We start from the raw sequence: 20,833 nt of genomic DNA on the forward strand, positions 1-20,833 counted from the left end.
TACATAAGCGTATGATGCCTTTTAGAATTTAAAGGTATTTTGAGCACATCTGATAAAAAGAATTATTTAATTTCAATAAGTTCATATTCTCGTGTTCCAAGTCCAATTTTTTCAGCATGTTCAAGGCATGATTTCCAGTTTGTTTCAGGTGAAACATCAGTGAAATGATCATGATGAGTATGTCCATGCTTGTCTAATAAGCTATTTTTAATAGCTGGTTGTTTATTAACAGCATCAGCACATGCCTGATCTAAAGCGACTGGATCAAATGATGCAAACATACCAACATCAGGAACAATCGCAATATCATTTTCAGCATGACAATCACAATATGGAGATACATCAATGACAAGAGAAATGTGGAAACATGGTCTACCATCAACAACAGCTTTTGTATATTCAGCAATCTTATAATTTAAAATATCATTAGCTTCATCCATACTTGCTTTAATCGCATCTTTAGGACATACACCAATACATCTTCCACAACCGACACATTGATTATGATCAATTTTTGCTTTTCCGTCTGTAATCTTAGGAGCATCATGAGCACAAATTTTAATACACTGTCCACATCCAATACATAATTCCTGATGAACAGTTGGTTTACCAGCACTATGCATTTCCATTTTACCAGCACGAGAACCACATCCCATACCAATGTTTTTTAAAGCACCACCAAAACCAGTTAATTCATGACCTTTAAAATGATTTAAAGAAATAATAATATCAGCATCCATAATAGCTTGACCAATTTTTGCTTCTTTTACATATTCTCCATTAACAGGAACTAAAGCTTCATCAGTTCCTTTTAATCCATCAGCAATAATCGTATGCACACCTGTTTGAAAAGGATTATATCCATTAGTATATGCACTATCTAAATGGTCTAAAGCATTTTTTCTACCACCAACATATAAAGTATTACAGTCTGTTAAAAAAGCTTTTCCATCTAATTCTTTCACATAATCACAAACAACTTTAGCCCAGTTAGGTCTTAAATAAGCCAAATTACCGGGTTCACCAAAGTGAATTTTGACTGCAGTATATTTATCCTCAAAATCAATATTTTCAAAACCAGCTTTTTTCATTAAATATTTTAACTTTTCAGGCAAATTCATTCTTCCTGTATGCATATCACAATAATAAACTTTTGATTTTTCCATCTATTTATCCTCCTCAATACTCTTTTTTATTTTACTCTTTTTTCAAAAAAATGGAAGATAGTCATCAAATTATGAAAAACATGTTATAATTCTACTCATAGGAGAGTCAATCTCTCGTTGACTGGTTGTTATTTTGTTAAGAAATAGGATAATGAAAGATGGGAGGAATAAAAATGGATAGTCAAAAAATTGGACAATATATAGCTTATAAACGTAAAGCAAAAGGAATGACACAAAAACAATTGGCTGATGCTTTACTTATTACAAATAAAGCTGTTTCAAAATGGGAAACCGGAACAAGTATGCCTGATATTTCATTATTAAAAGAGTTGGCTAGAATTTTAGATGTGACAGTAGATGAATTATTGAATGGTGAGGATAGTTTGGAAAAAACAAAGATGCCTACATATCACTATCAAACAATGACAATAAAACGATCTATGTATAAAACATATCTTCAACAGATGATTTATAATCAACAACCTTTATTCATTATGACAATTTTAGTTGGATGTTTACTCATTTGTGGAGGTTATGCAATCTATCTTTTAAATCGTTATTTACAACACCATTTTGATATTATAGGACTTGTTATGATGATATTTGGTTTATTGTGTTTAATAAGTCTAAAAGTCAAACTGGTATTACAAACACATTTTTATAAGCCTAAAGATATTCAATATCAACTACATCAACAATCATTTGATTATATTCAAGATGGAAATAAAATATCATATTTCTATCAAGATATTCAAGATATATGGAATTTTAATGATTATATAGTTTTAAAAATTCAAAATAAAAATCTCTTTATTTTACATGAAGATTTGTCCTACATACAACAACAATCTACAACAAGCATACATGCTCCTATCTCTTATCAAGAGAAAATACAATTATGGATAAAAATGATATCTTTGATTATTTTTGTATTACTAACATGTTTAGAAGTAGGATATGTTGTTATTTTAAAAAGAATCGGTTTTGAATATTTTTTTGATGCTTTAGAATGGATTGTTGTTGCAGGAATGATTATATCTCTATATATCTTCATCTTTATTGATAAGAAACAAAGGTCACATCAGACTTACATCATTGGAAGTTTATCAATAGGAATCATCTTTGTTATTCTATGGGGTGTGGGAAGTCGTTTATCGCCCTATCATACTTATTATTCTTTATCACCAGATTTATCAAGTCAACTGATTCTTAAACAAAATAAAACAACAGGACAATTTAAAGATTTACATTATACTTTTTTATGTTTTGGAAAAGCCAATGGCATCTATGATGCTCAAGGAGAAAATATTTCAACGCTATGGTTGAATGGTGATAATAATCTTGTCAGTTATGATGATCATAATCATCAACAACAAGCTTTTATAGCGACCTATGGCGATAGAGGAAATGGTATATCATATTATTATGTTTTATCAACATTATCTGGAAATTGGATAACGCAAGATAATCAAGATCAAAATTATGAAGTCAGTGTTAATAATGGAAAAGTAGAAATTCATAGTCATAATCAAATAATGGCATTTGAATCTTCACAAATTGAACAGTTTGGAACAACAGCTATTGTATGTAAAAATGAGTATGGTATACCATGTTATGTTATTGCACTAAATAAAAATTGTGATTTAAATGATGAGGGACTTATTGCTTCAGGAGGAACGATAACGATTGTTAATGTAGAAGATCAAATACCTGTAGAGTTGTTTTGTACAACATATAAAGAAGATCCTGATGTTCAACAACAAATCAATCATGATATGGAAGAAAAGGCTGTGAAACAAATCAATGAAATGAAAACATTATTAAAACAAGATGCTTCCTTAAAAAAATTTCAAAACACCAATTATTTATTAAAGGTAGAAACCCAGTCACAAGATTTTTTTGAGATTACACGATTAGCTTATCAAGTAGATATTGGGAAAACTTCTGATAGTATTTATCAATTGACAGACCAAATCAATATGATAGTTGTGAAAGCAGGGACAATAGATGACTTTTATGTAGAAGTAGAAGCTGATACATGGATGGAAAATGAATCAACTGGTGAAATCATTGAAGGTGGGTATATTCCTCAATATCGAATTATGAAAGGTGATGGATGTTATCTGGTAAGAAAAATGGAATATCGTGTACCGGGTGATATTCAACTTATCGCATTGTCCTCTCCTTTAAAAAAAGATGTTTCAAAAAATACGCTTTATCGTTTTGAAAGACAGTGAGTTGTTATTGAATAACTTATAGTTTGTGATTTATAATGATAAAAAGTGAGGAGGTCAAGTATGGAAAGAAGACAATTTGAAAAGTTAGGAATAGAATCATCATTACTTGGTTTTGGTTGTATGCGTTTCCCTTTAGATGAAAATGGAAATATTGAAGAAAAAGAAGCAGAAGAAATGCTGGATATGGCTATTTCACATGGAGTCACATATATTGATACAGCTTATCCATATCATAATGGAGATAGTGAACCTTTTGTAGGACGTGTTTTAAAGAAATATGATCGTAACCAATATACTCTGGCTACAAAATTACCTATTTGGAATGTCCATAGTCAAGAAGAAGCCAAAGATATCTTTGAATCACAATTGCAAAGATTAGGTGTAGATTATGTTGATTTTTATTTATTACATGCTTTGGATGCTAAAAAATGGGAAAAGGTGAAGGAATATCATATTATTGAATTATGTGAGCAATTAAGACAAGAAGGAAAAATTAAGTATTTAGGATTTAGTTTTCATGATGAATATCCAGTCTTTGAAACAATCTTAAAAGCACATCACTGGGATTTTTGTCAATTACAATTAAATTATATGGATATGAATATTCAAGCAGGACAAAAAGGCGTTGATTTAGCTAATCAATTAGGTGTTCCTTTGGTTGTTATGGAACCAATCAAAGGTGGGAGTTTAGCAACCCTTCCAGCAGATGTAACAAAGATGTTTCAAGATTATGATTCTAAAAGAACATTAGCTTCTTGGGCTTTACGTTATGTAGGCACATTACCGGGAGTTAAAGTGATTTTGAGTGGTATGTCAACATTAGCACAAGTGAAAGATAATCTGAAAACTTTTGAAAATTATCAAAACTTAAATGATGAAGAAATGGCGATTGTAAAAAAGGTGGCAGATACATTACATGCTCGTACAAAGAATGGATGTACAGGTTGTGGTTATTGTATGCCTTGTCCTTTTGGTGTGAATATCCCTTCTAACTTTAAGTATTGGAATAATTGCTTTATTTATGATGATGAAAAATTATTTAAAGGAAAATATGAAAAGATGAGTGATCAAGAAAAAGCTAGTCACTGTCAACAATGTGGAGCGTGTGAAAGAATGTGTCCACAACAATTGTCAATTAGAGAAGATTTAAAAAGAGTTGTTAAGGATTTTGAAGGTTAATTTTATGATGAGAGTTGTTATATTTATGATAACGACTCTTTTTTTCATGCGATGAAGATGATAGAATAGAGATAATGAAGGGAGAGGGTTGAATGGCAAAAAAGAAATGGATTATTGTTGCTTTAGCTATAATCATTATCGTTGCAGGAGCTATGGGTGGTTATATATGGTATCAAAATGATCAAAGACAGAAAATATTAGATTCTATTCAATTAACGTTTACAGATCAGACAGTGGTGGAATATGGAAGTGATATCAAAGCAGAGGATTTTGTTGATCAACAAAGTGGAAGATTGATGGCTCCAACTTTAGATACTATGTCATTAGGTCAACAAACTTTAGAGTATAAAGTGACAAAAGGAGATTTAAGTAAAACCTTTGAACATGTTATTGAAGTAAAAGATACAAAGTTACCAGAAATTCAATTATCTAAGGATTCAGTCAATATAGAATATGGAGATGCATTTGATGTGAAATCGTATATTCAATCTGTTAAAGATTCTGTTGATGGCCCTTTAACATATGTATCTAAAGATAAAGTGAAAGATAAACAGACAGGTTATTATACATATGAAAATAATGTCAACACGAAAAAAGCAGGAACATATAAGGTTGTTGTGAAAGCTGTAGATAAAAATAATAATCAAAGTGAAAAAACATTGAAAGTCACAGTAAAAGAGGAAGTTAAAAAAGATGCTACAAAATCTCAGAGTTCATCATCTTCTTCATCTTCAACTTCTACACAACAATATGTCCCTTCAGCTAATAATAAAGTGATTGTGATTGATCCGGGACATCAGGGACAGGGGAACAGCTCTTTAGAACCTATTGGACCAGGAGCATCTACAAAAAAGGCAAAAGTTGCTGGTGGAGCTACAGGGACAACAACGAAAATTCCAGAATCTCAAACAACTTTAGAAATTGGATTAAAATTAAGAAGTGAATTGCAGTCACGAGGCTATACAGTCATTATGACAAGGACAAGTCAGAATGTTGATATTTCGAATAAAGAACGTGCGATGATAGGTAACAACAATAATGCTGCAGCAGTTATTCATTTGCATTGTGATGGTGCAGGTTCAAGTGCAAGAGGAGCACATACGATTGCTCCAGCAAGTGATAATCCTTATTGTTCTTCCATTTATAGTGCATCATCTAAACTGGCTCAAAAAGTCATTCAATCTTATTGTGCTGCTACTGGCTTAAAAAGTAGAGGTGTTTCTTATCGTAATGATTTATCGGGGATTAACTGGAGTGAAGTTCCATCTATCTATATAGAAATGGGATTTATCACAAATCCAACTGAAGATCGTTTATTAAATGATGATGCTTTTCAAACAAAATGTGCAAAAGGCATTGCTGATGGAATAGATGCTTATTTTTAAGGAGGGCATATGAAACGTTATCGTTCAAAGATAGGTATAATGTGGATTATAGCTATCGGTATTATTATCTGGTGTAACTATGTCATGCTAAAATTAGTTACATGGCAATTCAATGATTTAGGTATGTGGTTAACATTATTTATTTTAATACCAGTTGATGTTTTATTTGTTATATGCACTTTTTGGACTTATTATGAATTTCATGAGGATTATCTGAAAATCAGAAATGGTTATTTCTTCCATGAAGATATACCTTATTTAGATATTCGCTCTTTTAAAGAAACACATAATCCCGTAGGTTCTTGTGGTTTATCATTGGATCGTATAGATATGATATATAAAGCTCAAAAAGGAAGAAATGGAAATAGTGAGGTATTGATTTCACCTGTTAAAAAACAGGAGTTTATTCAAGAGTTAGAAAGACGTTCAAGAATTTTTATGACAAAGTAGCCTCGAAAAGGCTACTTTGTCTTTGGAGATAACGATAAAAAAGTCGTGAAATAATAAAAAGTTTGTAGACTTTTATGGCGAAATTGATTAGAATAGGTGTGTAAATTGATAAACAAAGGAGATAGGAACAGTATGAGTGGTTTTTTTGGGGTAGCATCACAAAATGATTGTGTTATGGATTTGTTTTTTGGAGTAGATTATCATTCGCATCTAGGAACAAGAAGGGGTGGAATGGCTGTTTATGGAAAGGATGGATTTCAACGTTCTATTCATAATATTGAAAATTCACCTTTTCGTACAAAGTTTGAAAAAGATGTAGAAGAATTTGCTGGAAATATTGGGATTGGTTGTATTTCTGATAGTGAAGCACAGCCTTTACTGGTAAATTCACATTTAGGTTCTTTTGCGATTACAACTGTAGGAAGAATTAATAATTTAGATGAATTAAGAACTTTATGTTTTGAACAAGGAAAAACACATTTCTTAGAAATGAGTGGGGGAGAAATTAATCCTACAGAAATGGTAGCAGCATTGATTAATCAAAAGGAATCTATTGTAGAAGGTATTCAACATGCTCAAAAACTTGTCAAAGGATCTATGAGTATTTTGATTATGACAAGTGAGGGTATTTATTGTGCTAGAGATAAATTAGGAAGAACACCTGTGATTATTGGAAGAAAAGATGATGCTTATTGTGTCACTTTTGAAAGTTCAGCATTTTTAAATTTAGGATATCATCATTATAAGGATTTAGGTTCTGGAGAGATTGGATTTATTTATCCTCATGGGTTTACACAAAAAGTCAAACCTAATGATCAAATGAAAATTTGTTCATTTTTATGGGTTTATTATGGATATCCAACTTCAACATATGAAGGAGTCAATGTTGAAAAGATGCGCTATGATTGTGGAAGTATGTTAGCGAAACGTGATCAAGGAACAGTTGAGCCTGATAGTGTCGCTGGAGTTCCTGATTCAGGATTGGCACATGCGATTGGTTACGCTAATGAATCTGGTATCCCATTTGCAAGACCATTCATTAAATATACACCAACTTGGCCTCGTTCATTTATGCCACAAAGTCAAGGTCAAAGAAACTTAATTGCGAAAATGAAATTAATTCCTGTTAAAGAATTAATTAAAAATAAGAGTTTATTGTTAATTGATGATTCTATTGTCAGAGGGACACAATTAAGAGAAACAACAGAATTCTTATATCAATCTGGTGCTAAAGAAGTCCATGTTAGACCAGCTTGTCCACCGATACTGTTTGGATGTAAATATTTGAATTTTTCACGTTCTAATTCAGAATTAGACCTTATTACAAGACGTGTCATTAAAGATTTAGAACAAGGCGATGTCACTGATGAGGTATTGGCAGAATATGCTAATCCAGATAGTGAAAAATATCAACAAATGTTAGATGAAATTTGTAAGAGATTGAAATTTACATCTTTAAGATATCATCGTTTAGATGATCTTATTGAATCTATAGGTATTGAACCATGTAAGTTATGTACTTACTGTTGGGATGGAAAAGAATAGCAGAGCGTTATGAACGTTCTGTTTTTCTTTAAGAAGTGATTGTATTGTTTTTTTATATGTATTCATGTAAAATAAAACAGCGAGGAGATGGGTATGGATAGAGTTAAACAAATAGAACAAAGTATTATTAAAAAATATCGTAAACCTATATGGAGAAAGTTTGTAAAAGCTATTCAGACATATGATTTAATTCAACCGGGAGATAATATTGCAGTGTGTATTTCTGGAGGAAAAGATTCTATGTTGATGGCTAAATTATTACAGGAAATTAAAAGACATGGTCAATTTGATTTTGGTTTAGTCTTTTTATCAATGGATCCAGGATATAATCAAAAGAATCGTCAGAAGATTGAAGAAAATGCAAAAATTATGGGGATACCTGTACAGTTTTTTGAATCAGATATTTTTCAAGTTGTCACAAATATTGAAAAGTCACCATGTTATTTATGTGCTAGAATGCGTAGAGGTTTTTTGTATGCCAAAGCAAAGGAATTAGGATGTAATAAGATTGCTTTAGGACATCATTTTGATGATGTTATTGAAACAATTTTAATGGGGATGTTCTATGGTTCACAAATACAAACAATGATGCCTAAATTACATAGTACAAATTTTGAAGGAATGGAACTGATTAGACCGATGTATTTGATTGAAGAAAAAGATATTATTCATTGGTGTCGTTATAATGATTTATCATTTATTCAATGTGCCTGTCGTTTTACAGAAGAAATGGAAGAACTAGGGGAAGTGCATCATACTTCAAAAAGAGAAGAAATGAAGAATTTATTAAAGTATTTAGAAACAATGAATCCTAATGTGAAAAAGAATGTTTTTAAGAGTGTAGAAAATGTGAATCTGGCAACCATTATTTCATATAGTGATGAACAGGGAAAACATCATTTTTTAGATACTTATGATAAAGGAGAATAATATGTTTTCTAGATTTGAATTGTTAGTTGGAAAAGATTGTATTTGTCAATTAAATCAAAAACATGTGATTGTTTTTGGTGTCGGTGGTGTCGGTGGTTATGTTGTAGAAGCACTAGTCAGAAGTGGAATCGGGCATATCACAATAGTAGACAATGATACAGTATCGCTTTCTAATTTAAATCGTCAAATCATTGCTACACAAGATACGATTGGTAAAAAGAAAGTAGAAGTCATGAAAGAAAGAATTTTATCTATTCATCCAGATTGTGATGTCCATACTTTAGAAATGTTTTATTTGCCAGAAAATGCAGATGATATTAATTTGACACAATATGATTATGTCGTAGATGCAATTGATACGATTACTTCCAAAATAGAATTAGCAATGCGTTGTGATCAGAAAACTCCTTTAATAAGTTCTATGGGAACAGGGAATAAAATGAATCCAGCCATGCTAGAAGTGAGTGATATTTATAAAACATCCGTATGTCCTCTAGCTAAAGTGATGCGTAGAGAATTAAAGAAAAGAGGCATTCAACATTTAAAAGTTGTTTATTCCAAAGAAGAACCTTTAAAACCACAAGTATCCAATGAACAAACAAATAAAAGAGTTATACCGGGTAGTACATCCTTTGTTCCATCTAGTGCCGGTTTATTAATAGCGAGTGAAGTGATTAAAGATTTGTTGAAATAGACAAATCTTTTTTCACATTTTTTGCTTATAGGCATATGTTAAATTGAGGTGTCAAAGATGCGAGATCAACTTCAATCTTATATTTATACAGAAAAATTTTTGGCTCAACTTTATCGTCGTGCAGCAGCTTTAGCTTCATCACAGGAAGAAAAAGAGGCATTATTAAGATTTGCGAAAAATGCTGAACAAAATGCTATTTATTTGAATTATTTTTATAAGTTAGAATATGGCATTAATTATGATCCAATGATTCCTGATGTGAATTTACAAGGTGGTTATAGAGCTGTTCTTAATGAAATTTTGAGATTAGAAATCAATTCTTTTTTACAGTATCGTACCCATACTTATAATCAAGGTAATAATGAATTTAGAGAAACAATGAGAGCTATTTCAGATACGAAATTAGGTCATATCCTTACTATTTTAGCAATCATTACAAATCTTAATGCTCCACAAAACAATGGCTAACTCTTAGTTAGTCGTTTTTGTTCTCTTAAAAAGCGACAAAGTCTACTATGTTCATATTTCTTTTGTTTTTTAAAAGTGTTATACTAAAATAGCAAAGGAGGAAATAACATGGGTGTTGTTTATACAAATAATAATTCCAAGAAATATTTCATTATTGGAGGTATTGTTGGAATTATAGTGATTGTAAGTGTTGTTTTATTTTTCTTGTTATCGGGGAACAATAATGAAGGCACATTAAAAGATTTTTATACTTTGATTTCAGAAAAGAAGTATGATGAAATGTATGATTGTATTAGTGAAGAATCACAGAAAAAATATGATAAAGAAACATTTGTGACAAGAAATCAAAATATTTATGAAGGAATTGAAGCTAATCAATTAAGTATTGAAGTTTTAGATGAAGAAGATAACCAATTAACTTATCAAGTTAAAATGAATACAGTTGCTGGTGAAGTTTCTTTTGAAAATAAGACAACAATAGAAGATGATAAGATTGTATGGGATGATTCTTTTATTTTTCCAGACTTAACACAAAATGATAAAGTGAGAGTATCGGAAGATGAAGCAAATCGAGGAAAAATCTTAGATCGCAATGGAAAAATGTTAGCAGGGCAGGGAGAGGCTTACTCTGTTGGGCTTGTTAGAGGAAAATTAAATGGGGAAAATGATTATGATCAATTAGCAAAATTACTATCATTAACAAAAGAAAGTATTCAAAAAACAATGAGTGCTGCTTGGATTCAAGATGATTCTTTTGTCCCATTAACAACAATTCCATCTGATGATACACAACTAGAAAATCAGTTATTACAAATACCAGGAGTACAATTAAATACTGTAGAAGTGCGTAGCTATCCTTATGGAGAAATCACTTCTCATTTAACAGGATATATGCAACAAGTAACGGCAGAAGATTTAGAAAAACATCAAGGAGAAGGCTACACAGAAACGTCAATGATTGGTAGAAGTGGTATAGAAGCTGCTTATGAAAAACAATTAAAAGGAACAAATGGAGCAACTATTTCTATTGTTGATGAAAATGGAAGCACAAAGAGTACAGTAGCCACTCAAGAAAAACAAGATGGACAAGATATTACATTAACAATTGATATCGATTTACAAAAAGATTTATATCAATCATTTGAAAATGATCAAAGTGCTTCAGTTGCCATGAATCCAACAAATGGAGAAGTGTTAGCGTTGGTCAGTACACCATCATTTGATAGTAATGATTTTATTTATGGATTTTCAACGGAAGAATGGGATGCTTTAAATAATGATGAAGCACAACCACTGACAAATCGTTTCCGTTCAACTTGGGTGCCTGGCTCAACGATGAAATCTATCACAGCAGCAATTGGTTTAGAAACAGGTTCATTAGATGCTTCTAAAGATTTTGGTGCTGAAATGAAGTGGCAAAAAGATTCAAGCTGGGGAGATTATTATGTCACAACATTACATGCTCCTAATCCTAATAATTTAAAAAATGCTTTAATTTATTCAGATAATGTTTATTTTGCGAAAGCAGCATTAGAGATTGGAAAAGATAATCTTGAAAAAGGATATCAATCATTAAAAATTGGAGAAGATATTCCTTTTGAATTAGCATTAACAAAATCACAATATACAAGTGATTCATTTGATAAGGATATACAGATTGCTGATAGTGGATATGGTCAAGGACAAATTTTAATGAATCCTGTACAAATGGCATCTATTTATAGTTCATTTATGAATGATGGAAAAATGATGACACCTCATGTTGTGAAATCTACTGAAACATCTGTATGGGCTGAACCATTCTCAAAGAAAACAACGGATGAAATTAAATCAGATTTAATTCAAGTTGTAGAAGATAGTCACGGAACAGCTCATAGCTTAAAGAATAGTCAATTCCAATTAGCTGCAAAAACAGGAACAGGAGAAATTAAAGAATCACAAGATGATACAACAGGAACAGAAATAGGTTGGTTATCTGTTGCTTCTACAGATTCATCAAATCCTATTGTTATTACAACAATGGTAGAAGATGTTAAAGGTCGTGGTGGAAGTGGTTATGTTGTTGATCATGTGAAACAACCATTAATGTCATATTTACAAAGATAGAAAACGGAGAAATCCGTTTTTTTCTTTATAAAATGACTTTACATTTAAATGAAAGATGATATACTAAAAGTAGAGTAAATATTATTTTTCATATTTAAATTATTTTAATGATTTATGATGTGGGAAAGGGTGAAGAATATGAAAAAGATTTTCATAACATTTCTAGGTTTGTTTCTTGTATTAGGAATAAGTGGTTGTCAAAAAAGTCATGTAGATGTTGAAGATGTTGCGAAAAAAATTGTATATTTTTCACAGGATCTACTTCAAGCAGAAGGTAATGAAATAGAGGAAATTCTTCAAAATGTCAATGATGAGTTTAAAAATCAAATGAAAGATAATATCATTAAAGATGTACAAATAAAGGTTTTGGGTAATGTGGAAAATGATTTAAAATCATATGATTTACCTATAACGATACAATCAGTAGCTATAGAAGAAGGAGATAGTCAGATTGTGACAGTTAAGTTTGTGGATCAAAAACAAAAAGAAGGACAAACAGTTTTACAAATGCAGGATGATGGAAAACAAGTCACATATGTGGGGTATAGAAAATGAAGAAAATAGATTGGATATTGATAAAAATACAATGGCTTATTATTTTGATTGCTGGAATCTTTTTATTGTTTCATGGACATAATCATGATTTTGTGATTGTGTTATGGGTACTTTCTGTTGTGTGCAATGCATTTTGGTCAAGAGGATATCGTGTTGCGAATGTAGAATATGCATATAGTCAAATTATTCAACGTTATCCCATCGTTTGGATGGTTTTGAGAATGTTGATTATCGTTATTATATCTATTTTTGTTATAGGATATGTTATATAAAAACATCTCGATTAAGAGATGTTTTTATATAGCGATTTCTTTTAATTTTTGAATTAACATATCGGGTAAAGTTTCAATATTTTCAATAAATAAACCATGTGGATATGTTTTGGTAATCAATGGAGCAGTTTGTATACCAATCCCTATAACATCAATATCTTGATCTTTTTTATATAAGCGGGTTAATTCATGAATATGTGCTACACCATGTGTATCGCCATCAGATAAGACAAAGACAAAGCCTTTGCGATGTCTTTTGTAGGTAGCTAATTTCTTCAAAACATATTCTAAAGCAATATCTTCATGTGTTCCACCAGATGTATGCATAGCATAAATACGATTCAGTAAATATCTTTTTTGGCAATCTTGAAAAGAAATAATTTCAGTGAGTTGAACCTGTGTTTTTCCAAGTGCTTTATGTGCAGAAATACAGAATGGTATTTTTAATGTCTGTAAAACTCTTGCAAGTTCAAAGCAACCTTTCATTGTATTGATAATTTTATCGCCACTCATTGATTCACTTGTATCAACAAGAATATACACACATAAATCTTTCTTTTTTCCTTGTTTATGTGTTTTAAATACACGTCCATCTAAAGAAGCACGATAAAGATTTTGTTGATCTAATTGTCTTCCATATTCTAGTTTATGCTTTGTTTGACTTTTTGAAGCATACATTCTTTCACGCTTAAATAATCTCGCCAGTTTGTTACTTCTGATAATACTTTCATTTTGATTTCTTAAAGCAATAGTACCGTATTGAGTAGGTGTTGTTCTTTCTAAAGGTGATAAAACAATAGATTGTTCAATGGAAGAATGATAAGTTTGAGATTGAAAGCTTTTCTCCTGGTGTTTTCTTTGCTTTTCTTCACGTCTATGAATATCTTGTAGAATTTGATGTTTTTGTGTTTTTTCGGCTTCATTTTCAAGTGATTCAATACGTTGAAATTCTTCATCAGAAAGATCAAGCTGATATTTAGTTGGTGTTTGTTGAGGTGAATTTTGTGATTCACCTTTTTGAAATTGAATTGCAATTTCACTAGACATTTGGGAGAAAAGACTTTGAGAAACACCAGATATTTTAGAACCATTTTGAATTGTATCGAATATTTCTTTGACAGTTTCATCCATAATGGGTTGACATAGATTGAGAATTTCTTTAGCTATTTCTAAACGTTCTTTTGTATGATTTGTCTGTAAACGCCCTTGAATTGCTAATTTTCTTATTTGGATAAAATTTTGTGGAAGATAGTAAGGTAAATAGATGATATTGTCATTTAATTGAAATCTATATCCATAGGTACAGATGACCATGATTTCTTTAATGATTTTATCCATTAAAAAAGTTGTATCGGTCTGTTGGTGTTTTTCTTTAAGAAAAGATGAAGTGATAGCTTGTCGGGCATACATGAGAGGATTCCAAGTTTCTGGAAATTCAATGCCTAAAGCATTTTCAATTGCACCTTCTTCAATAGCTTTTAAAACAAGTGGCAGATTGGTTTGAAAGACGTAATTTGTGATAATAGATTTGAGTTTTCGATAAGACATCTGTTTGTTAAGAAAGTCTTTTGCGGCAGAATTAACTTGGGTTAAAGCTTGAGAAGCTTGAATGTAAGTTTGTGATAAGATTTGAAAATCACAATAGCGTAAACTTGCGAGTTCATGGAACAAAAGTCCTTCCATAAACATCTCATAACCTTGAGGGTGAAAGTGTTCAAGATAATGATAAGGAGCTTTTTCACCAAGAGTGATAGATGCTTGATGATTTTTGATTTGTGAATAACATTGATTGCTTTCATCAATAGTGAGATGAATAGGCATCTGGGCATAAAGAACTGTATCTTTTTTGAGTTTTTGTTTGATTTGTGATGATAACATAGAGATTATTCAACAAATTCATGAACAATGAGTGACATGACAGAAGCAGCAGGCCCATTTGTCGCAAGAATTTGACGAGCATCTTCTAAGTTTAAGATTTCATCATCTTCTTCAGCTAATTCTGAAATAATTGTGACCAGACTTGCACGAATCACATCACCATCTAAATCAACAGTTTTATTAGCCCAGTTCAGCAATGTTCTTAAGTCAATTCTTTGTGTTGTTTCATTACCTTCATTAATAATAACATTATGGAAAGCGTCAAGTAATGATGCCATTTTTGTTGCAGTTGTATCATCAATTCCTGTTTCTTTGACAATAATATGTGCCATTTTGTCGATAGGTAATTGACTGATTTTTATTTTATTTTGAATACGTGATTTATGAGAAAGATTCATTTCGTTTGTTCCAGCATAACCAATATTCATACTTTCACCAAATCTAAAGAGTGGGTGGGCATGAATGATTTCTCCATTGTCTAAAATCTTTTGCTTTGTACCATCTAAAACATCATTTAATGATGAAATGATGTCACTATCAACCATATTGATTTCATCGAAAATAAACATACCACCATATTTCATCATTAAACTTAGAGGTCCATATTCAAAAACAGTTTCACCATTTCTTAAGACATATTTACCAAATAAAGTTGATTCATCAATAGAACGACTTCCGACCATTTTTAAACTTGGTAATCCTAATGCGCCAGCAACACAGAGTAATTTTGTTGTTTTACCAGTTCCAGAAGGACCATAATATAAACATGACCATGTTTTTCCTCTTTGAAAAGATTTAATTAAATCAAAGTCATTTTGATCTAAAAAATGACGATTTTGCATATACAAACGTTCATTATCTTTAATTGATTCTTGAAGAAATAATGGTAATTTCATTCTTTCTTGTGTTGAATAGAGAGGGGTTACATCTAATATAGTATAGGATGAAGAAGATAATGACTGATAGATTTGTTGTTTTGATTGTAAATCTAATAATAAGTGTTGAGGGTCTTCTTGAAATAAAAAGATAGGGGTTAAAGATTGGGTATTAAATGTCATATGAAGATGGTTTAATAATTCTTCAACAGAATCATAATGTAAAGATAAAAAACAATCTTGAAGTTGAAGAATATCTTTTAATATTTGAATCAATCTTTTAGCAATGTTTAAAACGTATTTATAGTGATTTGCATCCCATTCATTAGCATGATGATGTTGGCCCATATCAATGTGACGCCAGTTTTCATAAATATCTTGAAATGTTTCTATCTGATATTGATTATATATGTAATTGATTGCAACGAGTAATAAACGATATAAACTATCGCTTTTTTCATAGGCACTTGCTATAATGAAACGTTGATCTTGTAAAGAATATTCTAAATATGCTTCTTTTTGGTTATTGTGAATAATTTGAAATAATAATGAATGTTCATGAGTAAAAAGATAGACCTGATCATTGTTGTATTGACTATGTACAAGACCCATGATGGCTTTAGCAGTTTCGTATTCATAAGTATAGGTAGTTCCATCAATATAGTCCAGTGTCAGTTTTTCTCCATAAAGAATATGCTCACTATGATAACCAGGGGAAATGGAATAAGGTTTATATTGTTTGAGTTCGTCAAGTATCATATTTTATCGGCTCCTTTTCTTGATACATATTATAACATGAATAGACTATATCACAAATCATCTGCTTATATAAATAAAAAAACGATCTGACGATCGCTTTGTTTTCATATGGTGACCTGTACGGGATTCGAACCCGTGAATGCATGCGTGAAAGGCATGTGAGTTAACCGTTTCTCCAACAGGCCATAAAAATGGCGCTTGAAGTAGGACTCGAACCTACGACCGATCGGTTAACAGCCGATTGCTCTACCAACTGAGCTATTCAAGCGTATGGAGCGGGTGATGGGAATCGAACCCACGTAGTCAGCTTGGAAGGCTGAAGTTCTACCATTGAACTACACCCGCAAAAGAATGGTGCCCAGGGCCGGAGTCGAACCGGCACGGATTTTAAGGTCCGCAGGATTTTAAGTCCTGTGCGTCTACCAATTTCGCCACCTGGGCATATATGTTTATGAATGGTGACCCGCAGGCGACTCGAACGCCTGACCCTCTGATTAAAAGTCAGATGCTCTACCTACTGAGCTAGCGGGTCAAAAGAATGGTGGGGAGGGGCGGATTCGAACCACCGAACCGAAAGGAACTGAGTTACAGTCAGCCGCGTTTAGCCACTTCGCTACCTCCCCGTATATGGTGCCGGCTAAAGGACTTGAACCCTCAACCTACTGATTACAAGTCAGTTGCTCTACCAATTGAGCTAAGCCGGCAAATAAATGGTGGAGGTTAACGGGCTCGAACCGCTGACCCTCTGCTTGTAAGGCAGATGCTCTCCCAACTGAGCTAAACCTCCAACATGGCTGGGATAGCTGGATTCGAACCAGCGCAATGACAGAGTCAAAGTCTGTTGCCTTACCGCTTGGCTATATCCCAACAGTGCTTATTTAATATATCAATTTTTTGGAGTATAGTCAATATTTTTTAAGCGAAAATTTAATTTTTTTCATATTTCACTTATAAAAGGAAAAAAGATGAACCATTGGATTCATCTTAGTTTTCTAATAATTTTTCAATACTTACAAGTTTTACACATAAGACAAAGAGTTCTGTTGCCTGTTTTAATTCATCTAAAGGTGGATATGAAGGAGCAATTCTGATAATGGAATCATGGGGATCATGACCATAAGGGAAAGTTGCTCCAGCATTTGTTAAAATCACACCTGCTTCTTTACATTTTTGTACAATATTTTTAGCACAATCTTCTAGAGCTTCAAAAGTGATAAAATAACCACCTAATGGTTTTGTCCATTTTCCTATTTTTAAATCAGCTAACTCTCTATTAAAAATATCAATAACCATTTCAAACTTAGGTCTTAAAACATCTGCCTGTTTTTCCATATGTTGTGTTAAACTTTCAACATTATGAAAATATTGAGCATGTCTTAACTGATTCAATTTATCATGTCCAATTGACTGAATACTCATATGTTTTAAACTATCTTTTTTGTTGTTGAGTGAAGTAGCCATAGCTGCTACACCAGCACCCGGAAAAGTTACTTTAGATGTTGAGCAGAATTCAAAGACCATATCTGGATTTCCCGCATCTTCACAAGCCTTTAAAATATCTTTAACATGACTTTGTTTATCTGCATATAAATGATGAACAACATAAGCATTATCCCAAAAAATACGAAAATCTTTCGCAGCTGGTTTTAAATGAGCGAATCGATCAACGACTTTATCTGAATATGTAATACCAGAAGGATTGGAATATTGAGGAACACACCAGATTCCTTTCACTGTTTCATCTTCTTGAACATATTTTTCTACTAAGTCCATATCTGGTCCATTTTCATCCATTGGAATGGGAATCATTTCAAAACCAAAATGTTCTGTAATCGCAAAATGACGATCATAGCCAGGAACAGGACATAAAAATTTAATCTTGTCTAAACGACACCAAGGGGTATTTCCTAAATAACCATGAGTATAACCACGACTGATCTGATCAAACATAATTGTTAAACTGGAATTTCCATAGACAATAATATGTTCAGATGTCGTCTTTAACATATTTGCAAAAAACTGTTTTGCTTCATTGATACCATCCAAAATACCATAATTACAATAATCTTTTTGATTTGAAAAATCATAATGACTATTAATAGTATCTAACATGGGCATAGAAAGTTGAATTTGTGAAAAGTCAGGTTTTCCACGTGCCATGTTTAATTGTAAATGTAAATCTTTCATGTCTTGGTATTGTTTGCTTAATTGTTGATGTAAAGTTTTTAATTCTTCTTGATTCATGTCTTGATATGCTTTCATTTTCTCTCCCTCACTTTGAAGTCATTGTATCTTTTCATTATATAAAATGCAATCTTTATTTGATGAAAATCTTTTATTCACTCATATGTAAACGATGTAAGATTACAACAAAGGTTGTTTGGTCTTTATGACTTGTCGCAAAGATTTCTCCATTATGAATTTGGATGATGTTTTTAGCAATCGCTAAACCTAGACCTGTTCCACCCGTTGATGAAGAACGTGAGGCATCACTACGATAAAATTTATCAAAAATATATGGTAAATCAGCACTATCAATAGGATTGCCATAATTCATAATCTTAATAGTTACTGTTTCATCATCATTCAAAACTTCAATTTTAATCTTTTTACCATCCTTACCATATTTTACAGCATTAGATAATAAATTATCAAAGACTCTTGCGATTAATTGTCCATCACCTTTAATAAAAAGGTTATTTTGACTTGTCTTGACTTCTGGAATGATATGATATTCTTGAAAAGTAGGATAAAATTCATCAACAATCTGTAAAACCAGCTCACTAATATTGATTGTTGTCATATGAACTTTCACATTCGCTTGATCTAGGCTAGTAAATTCAAATAAATCATCCATCATACTTTGTAATCTTTTGGATTTTTCATAAGCCACACTAGAATATTTTTGAATTTCTTCTTTTGTCAGTTGCTGATTATTTTTAATCAGTTCCAGATAACCGACAATGGTTGTCAGTGGTGTTCTTAAATCATGAGCAACATTTGTAATTAAATCATTTTTTTGTTTTTCAGCATTTCTTTCAGCATCATAAGCCATACGTTCATTTTCTTTAAGAATCTCACTTTCTTTTTCTTTATCACTTAAAGTCTTAGCTAAGGCATTGATATTAGCCGCTAGTAAACCAAGTTCATCATCGTATTTAATTGGTGCTTCAACTTCATAATCACCAGCTGTGACTCTTTGAATTGTTCCACTTAAAACATCAATGTATTTAAGTGTGATATTCATTAAATCTGAAAAGGTCACTAAAAAGATAAGTAATGAAATAAAGAAAGCCAGAATGTATAACCATTCATAAGATAAATGAAATATATTGGTATGTTGTAGGATAATCATTAATGCCAGATCACATAGAAAAGCAATAAAATAAGCAACAATAATATTGATAAATAAACGCCATCGAAAACTACTGATAAGTAATCGTTGAATCTTTTGAATCATAGTTCGAATTTATAACCTACGCCCCAAACTGTTTTAATATGTTGAGGATTTCTTGGTTGCCTTTCTATTTTTTCTCTTAGTTTTCTAATATGGACCATAATTGTATTATTAGAATTATTTGATTTCATATGCCAGATTTTTTCAAAAATATCTTCAATAGAAAAGACTGTTCCCGGTTGACTAGCCAACAAGACAAGAATTTCATATTCAATTCTTGTAAGAGCTAAAGGTTTTCCATCCAGTGTTACTAATTTCTTTTGTGTATCAATAATTAAATCTGTTGCTTCAATCAAATGTGAAGAATGATTGATAGGCTTATTAAAAACTTGATAGCGACGAAGCTGTGATTTGACTCTGGCAACCAGTTCCATAGCATTAAATGGTTTACTGACATAATCATCGGCACCTGTCAATAGTCCTTCAATTTTATCAGTATCAGCAGTTTTGGCTGAAACAATAATAACAGGCACATTATATTTTTCACGAATCATTTTTAAAGCCTGTATTCCGTCAATTTCAGGCATCATAATATCCAAAATAACAAGATCAATATGATACTCTAAAATATCATTCATCAAAGTGAAAGCATTATATCTTTTTTCCACTTGATATCCTTCTTGTGTTAAATAAATTTCAATTAAATCAGTAATTTCTTTTTCATCATCTACAACGAGTATATGAGGTGTATTCATGTCTTATCGCCTCCTAAACATATTATATAGAAATTTATAGAAACAACAATCTTTTTTCTAAAGAAAAAAATGTTTTAATGATACTGAACATTTCATTTTGTTTTTCATAAAATGAAATAAAAAAGTCAGAAAGTTTTAAAGAAATCGTTAAAAAGAAGAAAAGATTGAAAGAAAGTTCCAAT

At 31.5% G+C, this 20,833-nt stretch carries 17 protein-coding genes and 9 tRNA genes; 11 read left to right on the forward strand and 15 right to left on the reverse strand.

Features of this window, described 5'->3' with window-relative positions:
- Positions 1–62: 62 nt before the first annotated feature.
- The gene (locus KEC48_RS13085) at positions 63–1,166 is read right to left on the reverse strand and encodes a DUF362 domain-containing protein (protein WP_211962844.1); all 1,104 of its coding nucleotides are present in this window, start codon (positions 1,164–1,166) and stop codon (positions 63–65) included.
- Positions 1,167–1,339: 173 nt separating this feature from the next.
- On the opposite strand from KEC48_RS13085, the gene KEC48_RS13090 reads away from it, so the two are divergent.
- From KEC48_RS13090 to KEC48_RS13140, 11 genes are all read left to right on the forward strand, one after another.
- On the forward strand, positions 1,340–3,403 hold the full coding sequence (locus KEC48_RS13090; RefSeq protein WP_211962846.1) for a helix-turn-helix transcriptional regulator: 2,064 nt from the start codon (positions 1,340–1,342) through the stop codon (positions 3,401–3,403).
- 60 nt (positions 3,404–3,463) lie between these two features.
- On the forward strand, positions 3,464–4,582 hold the full coding sequence (locus KEC48_RS13095; RefSeq protein WP_211962848.1) for an aldo/keto reductase: 1,119 nt from the start codon (positions 3,464–3,466) through the stop codon (positions 4,580–4,582).
- A gap of 92 nt (positions 4,583–4,674) precedes the next feature.
- The gene (locus tag KEC48_RS13100; protein WP_211962849.1) at positions 4,675–5,967 is read left to right on the forward strand and encodes an N-acetylmuramoyl-L-alanine amidase; all 1,293 of its coding nucleotides are present in this window, start codon (positions 4,675–4,677) and stop codon (positions 5,965–5,967) included.
- A 9-nt stretch (positions 5,968–5,976) separates the two neighbouring features.
- Complete coding sequence (locus KEC48_RS13105; RefSeq protein WP_211962851.1) at positions 5,977–6,417, forward strand: PH domain-containing protein; 441 nt, start codon at positions 5,977–5,979, stop codon at positions 6,415–6,417.
- 132 nt (positions 6,418–6,549) lie between these two features.
- Complete coding sequence (locus tag KEC48_RS13110) at positions 6,550–7,962, forward strand: amidophosphoribosyltransferase (protein ID WP_087359351.1); 1,413 nt, start codon at positions 6,550–6,552, stop codon at positions 7,960–7,962.
- 93 nt (positions 7,963–8,055) lie between these two features.
- Positions 8,056–8,892 (forward strand): ATP-binding protein, encoded by an 837-nt coding sequence (locus tag KEC48_RS13115; RefSeq protein WP_205090565.1) that lies wholly within the window; start codon positions 8,056–8,058, stop codon positions 8,890–8,892.
- A gap of 1 nt (position 8,893) precedes the next feature.
- Complete coding sequence (locus KEC48_RS13120; protein WP_249191366.1) at positions 8,894–9,586, forward strand: tRNA threonylcarbamoyladenosine dehydratase; 693 nt, start codon at positions 8,894–8,896, stop codon at positions 9,584–9,586.
- A 57-nt stretch (positions 9,587–9,643) separates the two neighbouring features.
- Complete coding sequence (locus KEC48_RS13125) at positions 9,644–10,054, forward strand: hypothetical protein (RefSeq protein WP_087359357.1); 411 nt, start codon at positions 9,644–9,646, stop codon at positions 10,052–10,054.
- Between the two features lie 108 nt (positions 10,055–10,162).
- On the forward strand, positions 10,163–12,160 hold the full coding sequence (locus KEC48_RS13130) for a penicillin-binding transpeptidase domain-containing protein (protein ID WP_211962860.1): 1,998 nt from the start codon (positions 10,163–10,165) through the stop codon (positions 12,158–12,160).
- 138 nt (positions 12,161–12,298) lie between these two features.
- Positions 12,299–12,715, forward strand: a complete 417-nt coding sequence (locus KEC48_RS13135) for a hypothetical protein (protein ID WP_211962862.1) — start codon at positions 12,299–12,301, stop codon at positions 12,713–12,715.
- Positions 12,712–12,987 carry a hypothetical protein gene (locus tag KEC48_RS13140; protein ID WP_211962864.1) on the forward strand — a complete coding sequence of 92 codons (276 nt, stop codon included), beginning with the start codon at positions 12,712–12,714 and terminating at the stop codon, positions 12,985–12,987. The genes KEC48_RS13135 and KEC48_RS13140 overlap by 4 nt, the downstream gene beginning before the upstream one ends.
- Before the next feature lie 24 nt (positions 12,988–13,011).
- On the opposite strand, the gene KEC48_RS13145 is transcribed toward KEC48_RS13140, so the two are convergent.
- The 14 genes from KEC48_RS13145 to KEC48_RS13210 all read right to left on the reverse strand — a co-directional run bounded on the left by KEC48_RS13145 (position 13,012) and on the right by KEC48_RS13210 (position 20,651).
- The gene (locus KEC48_RS13145; RefSeq protein WP_211962866.1) at positions 13,012–14,865 is read right to left on the reverse strand and encodes a vWA domain-containing protein; all 1,854 of its coding nucleotides are present in this window, start codon (positions 14,863–14,865) and stop codon (positions 13,012–13,014) included.
- 5 nt (positions 14,866–14,870) lie between these two features.
- The gene (locus tag KEC48_RS13150) at positions 14,871–16,499 is read right to left on the reverse strand and encodes an AAA family ATPase (protein ID WP_211962868.1); all 1,629 of its coding nucleotides are present in this window, start codon (positions 16,497–16,499) and stop codon (positions 14,871–14,873) included.
- A gap of 109 nt (positions 16,500–16,608) precedes the next feature.
- Positions 16,609–16,684: transfer RNA gene (locus KEC48_RS13155), tRNA-Glu, on the reverse strand.
- Between the two features lie 7 nt (positions 16,685–16,691).
- Positions 16,692–16,767: transfer RNA gene (locus KEC48_RS13160), tRNA-Asn, on the reverse strand.
- 3 nt (positions 16,768–16,770) lie between these two features.
- Positions 16,771–16,844: transfer RNA gene (locus tag KEC48_RS13165), tRNA-Gly, on the reverse strand.
- A 7-nt stretch (positions 16,845–16,851) separates the two neighbouring features.
- Positions 16,852–16,940 (reverse strand) — tRNA-Leu (locus tag KEC48_RS13170).
- 15 nt (positions 16,941–16,955) lie between these two features.
- A tRNA-Lys gene (locus KEC48_RS13175) sits at positions 16,956–17,031 on the reverse strand.
- 7 nt (positions 17,032–17,038) lie between these two features.
- Positions 17,039–17,122: transfer RNA gene (locus KEC48_RS13180), tRNA-Tyr, on the reverse strand.
- A 5-nt stretch (positions 17,123–17,127) separates the two neighbouring features.
- Positions 17,128–17,203: transfer RNA gene (locus KEC48_RS13185), tRNA-Thr, on the reverse strand.
- A gap of 7 nt (positions 17,204–17,210) precedes the next feature.
- Positions 17,211–17,286: transfer RNA gene (locus tag KEC48_RS13190), tRNA-Val, on the reverse strand.
- A gap of 4 nt (positions 17,287–17,290) precedes the next feature.
- Positions 17,291–17,366: transfer RNA gene (locus KEC48_RS13195), tRNA-Gln, on the reverse strand.
- Positions 17,367–17,483: 117 nt separating this feature from the next.
- Positions 17,484–18,761: a PLP-dependent aminotransferase family protein gene (locus tag KEC48_RS13200; RefSeq protein WP_211962870.1), complete on the reverse strand. Its 1,278-nt coding sequence runs from the start codon at positions 18,759–18,761 to the stop codon at positions 17,484–17,486.
- 73 nt (positions 18,762–18,834) lie between these two features.
- Positions 18,835–19,959, reverse strand: coding sequence for a HAMP domain-containing sensor histidine kinase (locus KEC48_RS13205; RefSeq protein WP_205091061.1), 1,125 nt, complete (start codon positions 19,957–19,959; stop codon positions 18,835–18,837).
- The gene (locus tag KEC48_RS13210) at positions 19,956–20,651 is read right to left on the reverse strand and encodes a response regulator transcription factor (protein ID WP_211962872.1); all 696 of its coding nucleotides are present in this window, start codon (positions 20,649–20,651) and stop codon (positions 19,956–19,958) included. The genes KEC48_RS13205 and KEC48_RS13210 overlap by 4 nt, the downstream gene beginning before the upstream one ends.
- Positions 20,652–20,833 lie beyond the last annotated feature (182 nt).

Source organism: Clostridium sp. C1, assembly GCF_018223625.1.
Classification (GTDB): domain Bacteria; phylum Bacillota_I; class Bacilli_A; order Erysipelotrichales; family Coprobacillaceae; genus Allocoprobacillus.

Bases quoted from the DNA above. Each gene is read 5' to 3' on its own strand.
- KEC48_RS13085 (WP_211962844.1), bottom strand. From the start codon at position 1,166: ATGGAAAAATCAAAAGTTTATTATTGTGATATGCATACAGGAAGAATG.
- KEC48_RS13090 (WP_211962846.1), top strand. From the start codon at position 1,340: ATGGATAGTCAAAAAATTGGACAATATATAGCTTATAAACGTAAAGCA.
- KEC48_RS13095 (WP_211962848.1), top strand. From the start codon at position 3,464: ATGGAAAGAAGACAATTTGAAAAGTTAGGAATAGAATCATCATTACTT.
- KEC48_RS13100 (WP_211962849.1), top strand. From the start codon at position 4,675: ATGGCAAAAAAGAAATGGATTATTGTTGCTTTAGCTATAATCATTATC.
- KEC48_RS13105 (WP_211962851.1), top strand. From the start codon at position 5,977: ATGAAACGTTATCGTTCAAAGATAGGTATAATGTGGATTATAGCTATC.
- KEC48_RS13110 (WP_087359351.1), top strand. From the start codon at position 6,550: ATGAGTGGTTTTTTTGGGGTAGCATCACAAAATGATTGTGTTATGGAT.
- KEC48_RS13115 (WP_205090565.1), top strand. From the start codon at position 8,056: ATGGATAGAGTTAAACAAATAGAACAAAGTATTATTAAAAAATATCGT.
- KEC48_RS13120 (WP_249191366.1), top strand. From the start codon at position 8,894: ATGTTTTCTAGATTTGAATTGTTAGTTGGAAAAGATTGTATTTGTCAA.
- KEC48_RS13125 (WP_087359357.1), top strand. From the start codon at position 9,644: ATGCGAGATCAACTTCAATCTTATATTTATACAGAAAAATTTTTGGCT.
- KEC48_RS13130 (WP_211962860.1), top strand. From the start codon at position 10,163: ATGGGTGTTGTTTATACAAATAATAATTCCAAGAAATATTTCATTATT.
- KEC48_RS13135 (WP_211962862.1), top strand. From the start codon at position 12,299: ATGAAAAAGATTTTCATAACATTTCTAGGTTTGTTTCTTGTATTAGGA.
- KEC48_RS13140 (WP_211962864.1), top strand. From the start codon at position 12,712: ATGAAGAAAATAGATTGGATATTGATAAAAATACAATGGCTTATTATT.
- KEC48_RS13145 (WP_211962866.1), bottom strand. From the start codon at position 14,865: ATGTTATCATCACAAATCAAACAAAAACTCAAAAAAGATACAGTTCTT.
- KEC48_RS13150 (WP_211962868.1), bottom strand. From the start codon at position 16,499: ATGATACTTGACGAACTCAAACAATATAAACCTTATTCCATTTCCCCT.
- KEC48_RS13200 (WP_211962870.1), bottom strand. From the start codon at position 18,761: ATGAAAGCATATCAAGACATGAATCAAGAAGAATTAAAAACTTTACAT.
- KEC48_RS13205 (WP_205091061.1), bottom strand. From the start codon at position 19,959: ATGATTCAAAAGATTCAACGATTACTTATCAGTAGTTTTCGATGGCGT.
- KEC48_RS13210 (WP_211962872.1), bottom strand. From the start codon at position 20,651: ATGAATACACCTCATATACTCGTTGTAGATGATGAAAAAGAAATTACT.